13 protein-coding genes are annotated in these 14,375 nt (G+C 60.6%); 11 read left to right on the forward strand and 2 right to left on the reverse strand.

The window, feature by feature from the left end; genetic code table 11:
• The first annotated feature begins 78 nt into the window (after nucleotides 1-78).
• Nucleotides 79-990, forward strand: coding sequence for a LysR substrate-binding domain-containing protein (locus FPT15_RS10895; protein ID WP_145160782.1), 912 nt, complete (start codon nucleotides 79-81; stop codon nucleotides 988-990).
• Between the two features lie 95 nt (nucleotides 991-1,085).
• Nucleotides 1,086-1,943, forward strand: coding sequence for an SDR family oxidoreductase (locus FPT15_RS10900; RefSeq protein ID WP_145160784.1), 858 nt, complete (start codon nucleotides 1,086-1,088; stop codon nucleotides 1,941-1,943).
• Nucleotides 1,944-2,059: 116 nt separating this feature from the next.
• Here FPT15_RS10900 and xerC read toward each other — a convergent pair whose 3' ends face one another.
• Both xerC and FPT15_RS10910 read right to left on the reverse strand, forming a co-directional pair.
• On the reverse strand, nucleotides 2,060-2,974 hold the full coding sequence (xerC, locus tag FPT15_RS10905) for a tyrosine recombinase XerC (protein WP_145160786.1): 915 nt from the start codon (nucleotides 2,972-2,974) through the stop codon (nucleotides 2,060-2,062).
• Between the two features lie 108 nt (nucleotides 2,975-3,082).
• Complete coding sequence (locus tag FPT15_RS10910) at nucleotides 3,083-3,901, reverse strand: M949_RS01915 family surface polysaccharide biosynthesis protein (RefSeq protein WP_145160788.1); 819 nt, start codon at nucleotides 3,899-3,901, stop codon at nucleotides 3,083-3,085.
• Between the two features lie 471 nt (nucleotides 3,902-4,372).
• On the opposite strand from FPT15_RS10910, the gene arnC reads away from it, so the two are divergent.
• The 9 genes from arnC (at nucleotide 4,373) to FPT15_RS10955 (ending at nucleotide 14,200) form a co-directional block, all read left to right on the forward strand.
• Nucleotides 4,373-5,413 (forward strand): undecaprenyl-phosphate 4-deoxy-4-formamido-L-arabinose transferase, encoded by a 1,041-nt coding sequence (arnC, locus tag FPT15_RS10915; protein ID WP_145160790.1) that lies wholly within the window; start codon nucleotides 4,373-4,375, stop codon nucleotides 5,411-5,413.
• The gene (gene arnA, locus FPT15_RS10920; RefSeq protein WP_119740370.1) at nucleotides 5,410-7,401 is read left to right on the forward strand and encodes a bifunctional UDP-4-amino-4-deoxy-L-arabinose formyltransferase/UDP-glucuronic acid oxidase ArnA; all 1,992 of its coding nucleotides are present in this window, start codon (nucleotides 5,410-5,412) and stop codon (nucleotides 7,399-7,401) included. Before arnC ends, arnA begins: the two co-directional genes overlap by 4 nt.
• Nucleotides 7,401-8,285, forward strand: coding sequence for a 4-deoxy-4-formamido-L-arabinose-phosphoundecaprenol deformylase (gene arnD, locus FPT15_RS10925; RefSeq protein WP_145160792.1), 885 nt, complete (start codon nucleotides 7,401-7,403; stop codon nucleotides 8,283-8,285). Before arnA ends, arnD begins: the two co-directional genes overlap by 1 nt.
• Nucleotides 8,282-9,937, forward strand: coding sequence for a lipid IV(A) 4-amino-4-deoxy-L-arabinosyltransferase (arnT, locus tag FPT15_RS10930; RefSeq protein WP_145160795.1), 1,656 nt, complete (start codon nucleotides 8,282-8,284; stop codon nucleotides 9,935-9,937). Before arnD ends, arnT begins: the two co-directional genes overlap by 4 nt.
• The gene (arnE, locus tag FPT15_RS10935; RefSeq protein ID WP_056860014.1) at nucleotides 9,934-10,281 is read left to right on the forward strand and encodes a 4-amino-4-deoxy-L-arabinose-phosphoundecaprenol flippase subunit ArnE; all 348 of its coding nucleotides are present in this window, start codon (nucleotides 9,934-9,936) and stop codon (nucleotides 10,279-10,281) included. The genes arnT and arnE overlap by 4 nt, the downstream gene beginning before the upstream one ends.
• Nucleotides 10,278-10,691 (forward strand): 4-amino-4-deoxy-L-arabinose-phosphoundecaprenol flippase subunit ArnF, encoded by a 414-nt coding sequence (gene arnF / locus FPT15_RS10940; RefSeq protein ID WP_145160797.1) that lies wholly within the window; start codon nucleotides 10,278-10,280, stop codon nucleotides 10,689-10,691. The genes arnE and arnF overlap by 4 nt, the downstream gene beginning before the upstream one ends.
• Complete coding sequence (locus tag FPT15_RS10945; protein ID WP_145160799.1) at nucleotides 10,688-12,067, forward strand: UDP-glucose/GDP-mannose dehydrogenase family protein; 1,380 nt, start codon at nucleotides 10,688-10,690, stop codon at nucleotides 12,065-12,067. Before arnF ends, FPT15_RS10945 begins: the two co-directional genes overlap by 4 nt.
• 3 nt (nucleotides 12,068-12,070) lie before the next feature.
• Entirely contained in the window at nucleotides 12,071-13,693 is a 1,623-nt protein-coding gene (locus FPT15_RS10950; RefSeq protein ID WP_145160801.1) for a glycosyltransferase family 39 protein, read from the forward strand.
• Between the two features lie 297 nt (nucleotides 13,694-13,990).
• On the forward strand, nucleotides 13,991-14,200 hold the full coding sequence (locus FPT15_RS10955) for a type VI secretion system contractile sheath small subunit (RefSeq protein WP_145160803.1): 210 nt from the start codon (nucleotides 13,991-13,993) through the stop codon (nucleotides 14,198-14,200).
• The last annotated feature ends 175 nt before the right edge of the window (nucleotides 14,201-14,375 follow it).

The raw sequence follows: 14,375 nt of genomic DNA on the forward strand, positions 1-14,375 counted from the left end.
CTTGCGCCAGGCCGCGCGCGTTGAAAAACGTAAAAGCCTGTGCCCTACTATGAGTATTAATCACAATGAATGACGCCCATGGCCGAACGCCTTCCACCGCTGTATGCCCTGCGCGCCTTTGAAGTGGCGGCCCGTACGTCTTCGTTTACACGCGCGGCGCAAGCCCTGTCATTGACTCAAAGTGCGGTTAGCCGCCATATCAAAACCCTTGAGGGCCTCCTCGATTGCCGCTTGTTCGAACGCCATGGGCCTCGACTGAAACTCACCGTTGCGGGCGAACGGCTCGCGCAGGAACTCAAGGTCGGCTTTCGCATCATCGAGCAAGCGTGCGCGCCCTTCCGCGCAGGCACTGGCGATTTACGTTTAAAGGCCCCATCGACGCTGACCATGCGCTGGCTGCTGCACACGCTGGACCTCCTTAAGCTCAGCGCGCCTGAACTGACGATACAGCTCGCCAGTGTCTGGATGGATTTCGACAGTGTGGATTTTTACGCAGAGCCTTACGACTGCGCGATTTTGCTCGGCAACGGTCAGTTCGGCGCCGATGTGCACGCACACAAATTGTTTGATGAATGGCTGATCCCCATTTGCGCGCCCGGCTGGGTTGGCACTGACCTGGCCGAGGCCGAACTGATCCACCCCACTGCCGATCGCCGGGACTGGCGACGCTGGCTGGCCGCCCAACCGTCTCACGCGCGTATCGACCTGGACCGTGGCAAGGTCTTCGATACGCTCGACCAGGCGATCTCGGCGGCCATGCGCGGCCATGGTGTCTCGATCGGCGACCTGCACCTGGTGGCCAACGATGTGCGCGACGGCCTGATCAGGCTGCCCTGTGCAGCGGCCGTCGCCTCGGGCGATGGCTACTATCTGGTCTGGCCCAGGGAGAGCCGCCACTCACCCAAGTTGCGTGAACTGTACGAGTGCCTGACCGCGCTCGTTCCAACCCTGCATTTGCCAGGCCTTGAGTTCTTGCCTGCGGCTGGCTGAAACCATTCGTCGGGCTCGCCCGACATTCACTACAACTATCGCCGCCGGCAAAACTACTAACTCCATAGCACCCTTAAAGACCTATGGAGACTGAGATGACTGACTACCCTCGCCCACCCTTCGCCCCACAAGCCCAATCCGTACCCGGCTCCCAGAAAAAAATGGACCCGTACCCCGACTGCGGCGAGAAGAGCTACAAGGGCTCGGGCCGGCTGGCCAATAAGATCGCGTTGATCACCGGTGCCGACAGCGGCATTGGCCGCGCAGTCGCCATTGCGTTTGCCCGTGAAGGCGCCGATGTGGCCATCGCTTACCTGGACGAGCATGAGGACGCCAGGGAGACCGCACGCTGGGTTGAAGAAGCGGGCCGCCAATGCCTGCTGCTGCCTGGTGATATTGCGCAAAAGGCCACGTGCCAGGCGCTGGTCGACAAGACCGTCGAGCAGTTCGGGCGCATTGACGTCCTGGTGAATAACGCCGCGTTCCAGATGACCCATGAAACCCTGGAAGAGATCGAAGACGAGGAATGGGTACGCACCTTCGATATCAACATCACCGCGATGTTTCGCATCTGCAAGGCCGCCCTGCCGCACATGAAAGCCGGCAGTTCGATCATCAATACCAGTTCGGTCAATTCCGACATGCCCAAGCCGACGCTGCTGGCCTATGCCGCCACCAAGAGCGCCATCGCCAATTTCACCGGCGGCCTGGCGCAATTGCTGGGTGACAAAGGCATCCGCGTCAACAGCGTGGCGCCGGGCCCGATCTGGACACCGCTGATCGTGTCGACCATGACTGACAAAGACGTGCAGAGCTTTGGCAGCGAAACCCCGCTGGGTCGCCCCGGCCAGCCGGTAGAGGTGGCGCCGATCTATGTGTTGCTGGCCTCGGATGAAGCCAGCTATATCTCCGGTTCGCGCTACGCGGTCACCGGCGGCAAGCCAATCCTTTAAACCTGGTACACAACCAAGTAAAGAAGGGGGCTTGCTCCCGATAACGGAGGGTCAGTCAGTGAGTCGCTGACCCTGCGTCTTCGGGAGCAAGCCCCCTCTCGCATTTTTGGCTGAAGTTATAAATCAAACCGGTCCACGGCCCGCCGCCGTTCATTGTCGTCGCGTACGTCATAGCTGGCGGTAGTCTGGATATTGCTGTGGTGAGCCAGTTTCTGCGCAATTGACAGGTCATGTTCCTCAATCACCCGGGTGATGAACGAACGCCTGAAGTCATGCGGCATGATTTTCACGCCAACCTGTTCGCCGCGTTGACGGGCGATGTAATAAATCGCGTGTTTGGTAATGCGCTCACGGGTGATATGGCTGCCCCGTCGAATGCGGTTGAACAGGAACGTATCGTCCTGCTCGCCGTCCTTGAGCTGCTCGCGACGAAAGTCCAGCCAGGCTGTCAGCTTTTCAAATGCCCAGGCGGGCGCGTACTTGATCAACGCCTTGTTGCCTTTGCCGGTCACGCGCAGGCTGCGTTCTTCGAAGTTGATCTGCGTCAGGTCAAGGTTCACCGACTCCGACTTGCGCATGCCCGACCCATACAAAATGCCGATCACCGCCGCATCCCGCAGGCCCTGTGGGCGTGGGTCGGCGGCGCAGACTTCCATTAATTCGCGGATCAGGCTGCGACGCAAATTGCGCCCCTGGCCCAGCCGAGTACCGGGAGCCGCCTTGACCGAGCGCATCTTGAGCAGGTGATCCTGGCTGATCAGGCTCATGCGCCAGGCTTCGTTCATCACCCCACGCACGGCATTCACATACAGCGAAGAGGTGTTGGGCGCGTAGCCGTCCTCGCGCAGTGCGGCGACCAAGGCAATCACGTGTTCAGGCTGCAGCAGGTGCCAGTCGATGTCTTCGAGGTTGATGTCTTCGAAGCCCAGGCGGTCAGCGGCGTCCTGCAACACATAACGCATGGTCAGCTGGCTGGAGGGCGCCAGGCGGGTGAGATAAAGGGTCAGCGGGTTGCGGATAGACTCAGTCAAGGGAGATCAGCCTTTGGATTAAATACCTCGATCAAGCCATTGTTTAATCGAGGTATTTAGTGAATTGGCGAGGGCCGAGTCTAGCGCAGGACCGGCCCTGGCACAAAATCACGGGGCCGTTTCGTCATCCCCGGTAGGGTCGTCGGGCTGAGGCTGGGTCTGGGATTGACTCCACTCGGTGTCCTGCTTCTGCATGAGCGCGAACCAGTGCTGGCGCATGAACGCCAGGTAGCTGTCCGGCGCCTTGGCAAAGTCCTTTTCATCGCCATAGCAGCCCGGCAGAGGTAACTCGGTGCCCTGCTCCTTGTACTGACTGACCAGCGCCTGTTGCGCCGCCACGCTGCAATCCTTGGGCAGCGGCATGCCCCGCAAGGCGCCGGCCTCCTCGTCCCACCAGCTCGCGCCAACGCGATCGACGCCGCGCAGGCGATACTTCTGGGTTTTGCCGACGTGCATGATCAGCTTGAATTCATTCGGGCTGACATCGCTGGTGCAGGTACGCGAATAGCCCACAGTGGCCTGGGTGATGCCGTCGCCGGTGAGGTCGGTGACTTTGGTGGCCGCCATGTCAAAGCGCAGCGCGGCGTCGAACTGGCAATGCTGCACATCGTCGTAGAGCATCCACACGCGCTTGGGATGATCGCCAGCGAGCAGGTACTGCGCCGCGTAGACGAACGCCGACTGGGTGCCATCGTCATCGCGTTCGCTGACCTGCTCGGCGAGCACCAGCAGGTTCTTGCCCTGGCTGTCGTCCCAGGTGTAGGCCGCGACCTGTTTGCCGCGCACTTCGACGCCTTCGGGCACCTGATCGACCGAGGTGAGCGCCACGCCATCGTCGGCGCGTACGGTTGTGACGCAGGCCACAGCCATCAACAATCCCATCAACGCGGGCCGCAATTGGCCGCGTAAAAGCTGCACGCTATTCATCCGAGTACCCTGGCAAGAGATGGCTTACTTTACCGGCACTTGAGGGGCAATGCAGAGAAGTTTGTTGAATAAAACAGGCGGCACACTGCAAGCTGCAAAAAACGCCGCGGTTTTACCTGTTCAAGGTATCCCCTGGCGCCTCAGTTAGTTAGCTGAACCCTAGCTGTCTACCTGTCAAATAAACGAGTTTTTCATCCGCCTTTCATATTCGTTCAACATTTTTCCGCTTAATCTTGGCCCCAGGACTTGAGAACGAGGCGCGTGTTATCGAACTAACTTGTTGATTACGCTTTACCTTTGAGACATTTCGTCTTTACTACGCTTGCCCATGGAAGAAATTATTGCCAGTCTCAGGAAGGTCGAATGAACACCGCAAACCCACGCTATGTTTAATCAGTTTTCTGAACCTTCAGCCGCTGATGACTGCTGTTTTCACGCGCCAACCTGCTCTAGCCCCGAGGTCATGAATCTTTGAAACCCTACCCTATTCATTGCGTGTCGATCGTCATCCCGGTCTACAACGAACAAGAGAGCCTGCCTGAATTGCTGCGTCGCACAAGCGCAGCCTGCAAGCAACTGGCCTACGAATACGAAATCATCCTGGTGGATGATGGTAGTCGCGACAACTCGGCCCAATTGCTGGAAGACGCTGCCGCGCAAGAAGGCAGCCATGTAGTGGCGGTGATCCTCAACCGTAACTACGGCCAGCATGCCGCGATCATGGCCGGCTTCGAGCAGTGCCGTGGTGAGGTGGTGATTACCCTCGACGCCGACCTGCAAAACCCGCCGGAAGAAATCCCGCGCCTCGTCGAGCAAGCCGCCCTGGGCTACGACGTGGTCGCCACCGTACGCAACAACCGCCAGGACTCGGCCTTCCGCCGCTGGCCCTCGCGCCTGATCAACCTGGCCGTGCAACGCTCCACCGGCGTGGCCATGACCGACTACGGCTGCATGCTGCGCGCTTACCGACGCACCATCGTCGACGCCATGCTTGCCTGCCGCGAGCGCAGCACCTTTATCCCGATCCTGGCCAACGGTTTTGCCCGCCACACCACGGAAATTCTGGTGCATCACGCTGAGCGTGAGCACGGCGAATCCAAATACAGCGCCATGCGCCTGATCAGCCTGATGTTCGACCTGCTGACGTGCATGACCACCACGCCGCTGCGCCTGCTGTCGATTGTCGGTTTCAGCCTGGCCGCCCTGGGCGTGCTGTTCGCCTTTGCGCTGGTCGTCCTGCGCCTGGCCTTTGGTGCTCAGTGGGCCGGCGATGGCATGTTCGTGCTGTTCGCGGTGCTGTTCGTGTTCACCGGTGGCCAGTTCATCGGCATGGGCCTGCTGGGTGAATACCTGGGTCGCATGTACAGCGATGTGCGCGCCCGCCCCCGTTTTTTTATTGAAAAAGTGCTGCGCAACCAACCGGCAGCACCGGCACCCGTGGTCGTTGTTGACGGCCTGGTGTCCTCCCATACCTCCACTTCTACTTCTCCTTCCGATCAGGTTTCGTCATGAATTCAAAAGCTGTTGTCTTCGCTTACCACGATATTGGCTGTGCAGGCATTGAAGCCCTGCTGACCGCCGGCTACGACATTGCTGCCGTGTTCACCCATGCCGACGACCCCAAGGAAAACAATTTCTACGGTTCCGTCGCCCAACTCTGCGCCCGCAACGGCATCCCGGTGCACGCACCGGAAGACGCCAACCACCCGCTGTGGATCGAGCGCATCGCCAAGCTGAACCCGGATTTCATCTTCTCGTTCTACTACCGCAACCTGCTCAGCGAAGCCTTGCTGGCCACCGCCAAAAAAGGCGCATTCAACCTGCACGGCTCCCTGCTGCCGCAATACCGTGGCCGTGCACCGGCCAACTGGGTGCTGGTCAACGGCGAAACCGAAACCGGCGTGACCCTGCACCGTATGGTCAAACGCGCCGATGCCGGCCCGATCCTGGCCCAGCAGAAAGTCGTCATCGACCGTACCGACACCGGCCTGACCCTGCACGCCAAGCTGCGTGACGCCGCCACCAGCCTGCTGCGCGACGCACTGCCGCAACTGGCCCAGGGCAAACTGGCTGAAACCGCACAGGACGAAACCAAGGCCACCTACTTCGGCCGTCGCACGGCTGCCGATGGCAAGCTGGACTGGAAAAAGCCGGCTGAAGAGCTGTTCAACCTGGTTCGCGCCGTCACCCAACCGTACCCGGGCGCCTTCTGCGCTGTGGGCGAGCACAAACTGATCGTTTGGCACGCTGAAGTGGTCAAGGGCAACGAAGGCCTGGCCCCAGGCCGCGTAATCAGCGTCAACCCGCTGCGCATCGCCTGCGGCGAAGACTCGCTGGTGGTCAAGTTCGGCCAGCGTAACGAAAACGGCCTGTACCTGGCCGGCCCTTCCCTGGCCGATGAGCTGGGCCTGGTGGACGGTTCCGTGCTGCGCGGCGCCGAGTCCGGCCGCAAGCCACGCCGTACCCGTGTACTGATCCTGGGTGTGAACGGCTTCATCGGTAACCACCTGTCCGAGCGCCTGCTGCGTGACGACCGTTACGAAATCTACGGCCTGGACATCGGCTCCGACGCCATCGAGCGCCTGCGCAGCCACCCGAACTTCCATTACGTGGAAGGCGACATCAGCATTCACTCCGAGTGGATCGAGTACCACATCAAGAAGTGCGACGTGGTCCTGCCGCTGGTGGCCATCGCCACGCCGATCGAATACACCCGCAACCCGCTGCGTGTGTTCGAACTGGACTTCGAAGAGAACCTGAAACTGGTTCGCTACTGCGTCAAGTACAACAAGCGCGTGATCTTCCCGTCGACCTCCGAAGTCTATGGCATGTGCCAAGACCAGTACTTCGACGAAGACACCTCCAACCTGGTCGTCGGTCCAGTCAACAAGCAACGCTGGATCTACTCGGTCTCCAAGCAACTGCTGGACCGCGTGATCTGGGCTTACGGCGACAAAGGCCTGAAGTTCACCCTGTTCCGTCCGTTCAACTGGATGGGCCCGCGCCTTGACCGTCTGGACTCTGCGCGTATCGGCAGCTCCCGCGCCATCACCCAGTTGATCCTCAACCTGGTGGAAGGCACGCCGATCCGTCTGTTCGACGGTGGCGAGCAGAAGCGCTGCTTCACTGACATCGCCGACGGCATCGAAGCCCTTGCGCGCATCATTGATAACGACAATGACAACTGCAACGGTCAGATCATCAACATCGGTAACCCGGAAAACGAAGCCAGCATCCGTCAGTTGGGCGAAGAACTGCTGCGTCAGTTCGAAGCTCACCCGCTGCGCAGCAACTTCCCGCCGTTCGCCGGTTTCCGCGATGTAGAGAGCAAGGCGTTCTACGGCACCGGTTACCAGGACGTGGCACACCGCAAGCCAAGCATCGAAAACGCCAAGCGCCTGCTGAACTGGGAGCCTACCGTTGAGATGAGCGAAACCATCGGCAACACCCTGGACTTCTTCCTCAAAGAAGCCATGCTCGAAATCGCGGACAAGAAGTAATGAAGGCAGGCTTGCGCATTGACGTCGACACCTACCGTGGCACCCGTGAAGGTGTGCCGCGGTTGCTCGAATCCCTGGATGAAGCCGGGGTTAAAGCGACGTTCTTCTTCAGCGTTGGGCCGGACAACATGGGGCGCCACTTGTGGCGCCTGATCCGCCCGCAATTTCTGTGGAAGATGCTGCGTTCCAATGCCGCCGGGCTGTATGGCTGGGATATCTTGCTGGCCGGCACCGCCTGGCCGGGCAAACCGATTGGCCGTGACCTGGGGCACTTGATGCGCCAGGCCAAGGCCGCCGGCCATGAAGTCGGCCTGCACGCGTGGGATCACCACGGCTGGCAGGCCAACACCGGGCGCTGGAGCGAGGCACAACTCATCGAGCAGATCCGTCGTGGCGTTGACACCCTGAGCGACATCCTGGGTGAACGCATCGACTGTTCAGCTGCCGCCGGTTGGCGTGCCGATGAGCGTGTGGTGCAAGCCAAACAAGCGTTCAATTTTCGCTACAACAGCGATTGCCGGGGCACCAGCCTGTTTCGTCCGACCTTGGCCGATGGCAGTGCGGGCACCCCACAAATTCCGGTAGACCTGCCGACCTTCGACGAAGTCGTCGGGCCGGTAGTGGCTGCCAAAGACTTCAACAGCTTCATTCTTGACCGGTTTAGCGCGTCGAAGCTGAACGTCTACACGATCCACGCAGAAGTAGAAGGGATTCTGATGGCTGATGATTTTCGCCAGTTGCTTGCCCAGGCCGGGCAGCGCGGCATCGACTTCCAACCCCTGGGCGAGCTGCTGCCTGCGGATGTGACCACCCTGCCCCAGCAACACCTGGTGCGCGGCGCGTTGAGCGGCCGCGAGGGTTGGCTCGGAGTGCAACAGGCATGATCCGGCGCTGGGCATTGCCCCTGCTCCTGTTGGCGTTTGGTGTGTTTTACCTGTTACCGCTGGCCAGCCACGGCTTGTGGATTCCCGATGAGACCCGTTACGCGCAGATCAGCCAGGAAATGTTGCTGACCGGCAAATGGGCCTCGCCGCATTTCATGGGCATCCGCTACTTCGAGAAACCCGCTGCCGGCTACTGGATGATCGCGCTGGGCCAGGCGATCTTCGGTCAGAACCTGTTCGGCGTGCGCTTTGCCTCGGCCTTGAGCACCGGGCTGAGCATTGTGCTGGTTTACCTGGTGTCGCGCCGCTTGTGGAATGACCCGCAAAAAAGCCTGATCAGCACCGTGCTGTACATGAGCTTTGTCAGCGTGGCCTTGCTGGGTGGCTACGCCAACCTGGACCCGCAATTCACCTTCTGGGTCAACCTGACCGGCGTTGCGCTGTGGTTCTGCTTTGACAGCCACACCCGCCAGAGCCGCCTGTGGTCCTGGGCGTTGCTGGGTTTTGCCTGCGGCATGGGGTTCATGACCAAGGGGTTTCTGGCCTGGTTGCTGCCTGTGTTGATCGCCCTGCCCTATGCGATCTGGCACAAGCGTTTTCGTGAGCTGCTCGGGTACGGCGTGGTTGCCGTGGTCGTCGCCATTATCGTCAGCCTGCCCTGGGCGCTGGCCGTGCACCTGCAAGAGCCGGATTACTGGAACTTCTTCTTCTGGCACGAACATATCCAGCGTTTTGCCGGTGACGACGCCCAGCACGCCGAGCCGTTCTGGTTCTACCTGCCGCTGATGGTCGCGTTCTCGTTGCCGTGGATTGCCCTGTTGCCGTCCACGATCAAACAGGCGTGGCTGCAAAAGCGCGTGCCGCAGACTGCCTACCTGTTGCTGTGGCTGCTGATGCCCCTGGCGTTTTTCAGCCTGGCCAAAGGCAAGCTGCCGTCTTACATCATGCCGTGCCTGCTGCCGTTGGCCTTGTTGATGGGCTCGACCCTGAGCGACAAGCTTGCCCTGGGCCACGACCGCGCATTGCGCATCAACGGCGGGTTGAACCTGGCGCTGGGTGTTCTGGCGGTGCTGGCGCTCAGCTGGTTCCAACTGAAAAAGCCCGTGTATGAACACGGCGAAGAAACCTTCAGCCTGGTGCTGCTGTTCACCTTCCTGTTCGGCTGGATCGTGGTCAACCTGCTCCAGGCGGCGCGACCGCTGAAGCTGTGGGCCGCGCCGGTGATCGGCAGCTGGTTGCTGGTGGCATTGGTGCCCGCCGCGTTGCCGCATTCGGTGGTTTACAACAAGACCCCGGACCAGTTCATCATCGATCACCTGGACGAACTGCAACCCACTGCCTCCCTGCTCAGCAATGACCTTGGCGCGGCATCGGCGCTGTCGTGGCGCATGGGGCGTCCGGACGTCAGCCTCTACAACACGGTCGGCGAAGTGAAATACGGCATCGCCTACCCGGACACCGCGCACCGCAGGATCGACACCAACGAAGTCCAGCAATGGATGAGCGAGGCGCGCAAGAAAGGTTCTGTCGGTGTGGTCATGCGGGTCAAGGGTGACGATGAAGTCGCCGAAGTCAACCTGCTGCCCAAGGACGGTAAACGCTATGAGCAAGGCAACATTGTGATCCTGATTTTCCCACAGGCCGCGCAATGATCACCCTGCTTCTATTGCTGGGCGCATGCCTGCTGACGTGCATGGGCCAAGTCTCGCAAAAGTTTGCTGTCGAAAGCTGGCGCGACCAGCCAGACGGTTGGGCGCCCAAATTGCGCTCGCCGTGGCTGTGGTCGGCGCTGGTGTGCCTGGGCCTGGGCCTGTTGGTCTGGCTGCTGGTGCTGCAGCGCCTGGAAGTGGGCATCGCCTACCCGATGCTCAGCCTGAATTTTGTACTGGTCACGCTGATGGCACGCTTTGTTTTTCATGAACACATCGACGGCCGGCACTGGCTGGGCGTGGCGCTGGTGATCGGCGGTGTGGTGTTGCTGGGGCGTCACGTATGAGCCGGGCTCAAGGCTTTGCCCTGGCCCTTGGCAGTGTCGGCCTGGTCAGCGCCGCCCAATTGGGCATGCGCTGGAGCATGACGCGCCTGCCGCTGCCAGCCGACTGGCTGAACGCGTTCAACAGCAATGCCATCGACCTTGGCGCCTTGGGCGTGGTGATCCTGGCGATCATCGCCTATGCGCTGTCGATGCTCTGCTGGCTCGGCGCACTCAAGCACTTGCCGCTGGGCCGCGCCTATTCGCTGCTCAGCATCAGCTACGCGTTGGTCTACCTGCTGGCCGCCAGCCTGCCGGTGTTCAACGAAGCTTTTTCGCTTTCAAAAACCCTGGGGGTGGCGTTGGTCATCCTCGGTGTTCTGGTTATTAACTCTCGTCGTGCTAGCGTTGCAAGCCCCAGGAATGCCCCATGAAAATCAGTGTATTTGGTAGCGGTTACGTCGGTCTGGTGCAGGCCACCGTATTGGCCGAAGTCGGTCACGATGTGATCTGCATGGACGTGGACAAGAGCAAGGTCGAGTCGCTCCAGAAAGGCCATGTGACCATCTTCGAGCCGGGGCTTGCGGCCATGGTCAAGGAAAACCTGGAAAGCGGGCGCCTGCACTTCACCTTCGATGAAAAGCTCGCGGTCGAACACGGTGAAGTGCTGTTTATTGCCGTGGGCACGCCGTCGGATGAAGACGGCTCGGCCGACCTCAAATACGTGCTGTCGGTGGGTGATGCCGTGTCCCGCCACCGCGTGGAGCCGGTGATCCTGGTGGAAAAATCCACCGTTCCCGTCGGCACCGGCGACACCCTGCGTGCGCACATCGAAAAGAACCTGCGCACTGCCGGCCGGCACCTGGAGTTCGATATCGTCTCCAACCCGGAATTTCTCAAGGAAGGCTCGGCCGTTGCCGACTGCCGCCGTCCGGACCGCATCATCATCGGCTGCGAGCGCGAGGAAGTGCGTGAAGTGATGCGCGACCTCTACGCGCCGTTCAACCGCAACCATGACCGCATCATCTTCATGGACCTGCGCAGCGCCGAACTGACCAAATACGCCGCCAACTGCATGCTGGCGACCAAGATCAGCTTTATCAACCAGATCGCCGAGCTGGCCGAACACCTGGGCGCGGACATCGAAGCCGTGCGCCTGGGCATCGGTGCCGACTCGCGGATCGGTTACCACTTCATCTATCCCGGTTGCGGCTACGGCGGCTCCTGCTTCCCCAAGGACATGCGCGCCTTGATCCACAGCGCCAAGCAAGCCAACTGCTCCAGTGACTTGCTGGAAGCCGTGGAAGCCATCAACCAGCGCCAGAAGAGCAAGCTGTTCGAGCGCATCAACGCTTACTTCAAGGGCAACCTGCAGGGCAAGACCTTTGCCTTGTGGGGCCTGGCATTCAAGCCCAACACCGATGACATGCGCGATGCACCGAGCCGCGTGCTGATGGAAGCCTTGTGGGCCGCGGGCGCCAATGTCCGTGCATTTGACCCGGAAGCCATGCAGGAAACCCAGCGCATCTACGGCGACGAGTCACGCCTGACGCTGCTGGGCACACCGGAATCGGCCTTGAGCGGCGCCGATGCGCTGATCGTCTGCACCGAATGGCAGCAGTTCAAGGCGCCGGATTTCGACCTGATCCACGCTCGCCTGAAAAACCCGGTGATCTTCGACGGTCGCAACCTGTATGACGGCGAACGCCTGGCACGCAAAGGCTTCAAGTACTTCCCGATGGGCCGTGGCGACTCGTGTGAACTGCCGATCCCTCAGCAAAACTGGGTAGAGCAGGTCAAGGAAGCCTGATACGTGAACAAAGCTTATCCGCCCCTGCTCACTGCAACGATCCGTCACCAGTCGCTGGGGCTTGGGCTCCTGGCGCTGGTGCTGTTTATTGCCGGCAACTGGCACCAGGCGATTATCGGGTTTGACTCGCGCTTCGTGGTGTTTGCCCAGGAAATGCTGCGTCATGGGCCGAGTTTTTTCCCCACGACCTACGGGCAGCCCTACGCCGATTACCTGGCCACCTCGACCGTGTTGACGTGGCTGTTCTCGTTGCCCCTGGGCCAGGTCACCAGCTTGACCGCCTGGTTGCCCACGGCCATCGCTTCGGCGCTGATCGTGGTGCTGGTGTATCGGCTGACGGCGCCCTACTCCGTGCGTTGGGGCCTGCTGAGTATTGCGATGTTGCTGCTCAGCAGCACGTTCATCAGTGAAACCCGGGCGGTGTCCCTCGACCAGATGCTCGCGGCGGTAGCCTTGGCGGTGTTTTACCTGGGTTATGCGCATGATCATTTCGCCAGCCCGAAACGCCTGCACTGGTTGTTCCTGTTGCTGATCATCGGCTTCGCCATCCGTGGGCCGATCGGCCTGGTAATTCCAACGGGCGTGCTGTGCAGCTATTACTTGCTCAACCGGCAGTGGCGCCAACTGTTCACCTTCGGCCTGATTGCCCTGGCGCTGCTGGCGGCCTGTGTGGGCCTGTTGCTGCTGCTGGCCAAGCTCAGCGGTGGCGAGGACTTCATGCAGGACGTGATCCGCATGCAGTTCCTGGGGCGCATGGATGGCACCGAAGGTTCCAGCGGCGCGCTGTATTACTTCACCAGCTCCCTGGGCAATTACGCCCTGGCCTATCCACTGGCACTGTTGGTGCTGGTGGCGGTGGCCATCGGCGGGCGCCGCACGCCAGACCCGGCCTTGCAGCTGGTGTTGTATTGCGCAGCGGCCGGGTTGCTGGTGATGCTGGGCTTGTCGGTGCCTCAGGCAAAAAAGGCGCGCTACATCCTGCCGATGTTGCCGATGGCGGCGATCCTGGCGGCCTACCCGTTCCAGGTCACCCAGGGGCGGCTGTTTGCAGGGCTGCGCGCCTTGATGCTGGGCATCTGGACGCTGATGCCGGCACTGCTGGCCGTCGGGCTGGTGGTAGCGCGCCGACGTTACGCAGAGCAACTGGGCAGCCTGGGGGTGATCTTCGGCGTACTGGGCGTGCTTCAGGTAGTGGCGCTGCTGGCGGTCTTCAACGTGCGGTTACGCGCGACGGGGCCGGCCTTCGCTGCGGTGCTGGCGCTCTGGACGACTTACATCGTGGTGGTTGAACCCTTGGAGCGTGCGCTTTACGACACGCGCACCTTCACCCTTGCGGTCAAAGACCAGATCACGCAGCAGCCGGCGCCTGTGGTACTGCACGGGTTGGGCAAGGATGCGAAAGCCATCAAGTTCATGGTCAACTTCAACTGTGACAAGGTGCCGTTGTTTACCCATTCCTCAGCGGACCTGGCGCCGCTGCAAGGGCCTGCCTGGCTGGTGATGAGCGCGCAGGATTTCGAAAACCTGCAGGATCCGCGCTTGAAATCGGTTACGCCGACGCTCACCGGGGAGTTCGACAAAGACCCTTATGTGTTGCTGCATCTGGAGAAAACCCCGGCGCCCTGATCGCAGTATTGGCCCCGTGTACAAGACGACGCCCACTTCAACAAGAGTGGGCGTTTTCGTTGCTGCAACCGAGAAAGCACCTACACAGCTATGCGTAATGGCTGGTGCACTTTGTCTTCCGGCGCCTGGAACCCAAATGTAGACTCGTTTGCCAGGTGCGGTAACCCATTACAGCCCCAACGTGTGGCTTATCTCGCCAGCTCGAGGCTGGCGCACCCTGGATAACAAGGACGCAGTAGGCTGCCCATACACACGGCGGCTTACGCATACGAGGGCAATGCCGTGGCGGAAGATCCGATGTCAATTCCCGTGCCGAAGCTGGATCGGTTGATGGCACTGCGCGACGCCCTGGTGGCGTTGAAGGGGCCGCTGGCCAGCGACCTGACACTGCGGGAAAACCTGCAAAAACAGCTGTTCAATGAAGAAATCGACAGGCGCGTACTGGGCCATATCAGCCCACCCTTTGCGCAGATGACGCGCCTGATTCCTTTCGGCGAAGTCATTTAAGCTCACGCAAAGCGATTTGAGTTCAATAAACTTGCACTCAACCCTCATTAATATGCAGTGGAGCCCATCAGCAAAGGTCGGCACACTGTGCAGGTTCCTCCCCAAACGTTGGAACTTTCAAGGGCTTTTCCGGGCAACCAGGCAAGCCTTTTTTTTCGCCCGCACGTTCAGGACC

Source organism: Pseudomonas sp. RGB (assembly GCF_007713445.1).
Lineage (GTDB): Bacteria > Pseudomonadota > Gammaproteobacteria > Pseudomonadales > Pseudomonadaceae > Aquipseudomonas.

Excerpts from the sequence above, each read along its gene's own strand:
- FPT15_RS10895 (WP_145160782.1), top strand. The coding sequence starts at position 79 with ATGGCCGAACGCCTTCCACCGCTGTATGCCCTGCGCGCCTTTGAAGTG.
- FPT15_RS10900 (WP_145160784.1), top strand. The coding sequence starts at position 1,086 with ATGACTGACTACCCTCGCCCACCCTTCGCCCCACAAGCCCAATCCGTA.
- FPT15_RS10910 (WP_145160788.1), bottom strand. The coding sequence starts at position 3,901 with ATGAATAGCGTGCAGCTTTTACGCGGCCAATTGCGGCCCGCGTTGATG.
- arnA (WP_119740370.1), top strand. The coding sequence starts at position 5,410 with ATGAATTCAAAAGCTGTTGTCTTCGCTTACCACGATATTGGCTGTGCA.
- arnD (WP_145160792.1), top strand. The coding sequence starts at position 7,401 with ATGAAGGCAGGCTTGCGCATTGACGTCGACACCTACCGTGGCACCCGT.
- arnT (WP_145160795.1), top strand. The coding sequence starts at position 8,282 with ATGATCCGGCGCTGGGCATTGCCCCTGCTCCTGTTGGCGTTTGGTGTG.
- arnE (WP_056860014.1), top strand. The coding sequence starts at position 9,934 with ATGATCACCCTGCTTCTATTGCTGGGCGCATGCCTGCTGACGTGCATG.
- arnF (WP_145160797.1), top strand. The coding sequence starts at position 10,278 with ATGAGCCGGGCTCAAGGCTTTGCCCTGGCCCTTGGCAGTGTCGGCCTG.
- FPT15_RS10945 (WP_145160799.1), top strand. The coding sequence starts at position 10,688 with ATGAAAATCAGTGTATTTGGTAGCGGTTACGTCGGTCTGGTGCAGGCC.
- FPT15_RS10955 (WP_145160803.1), top strand. The coding sequence starts at position 13,991 with ATGTCAATTCCCGTGCCGAAGCTGGATCGGTTGATGGCACTGCGCGAC.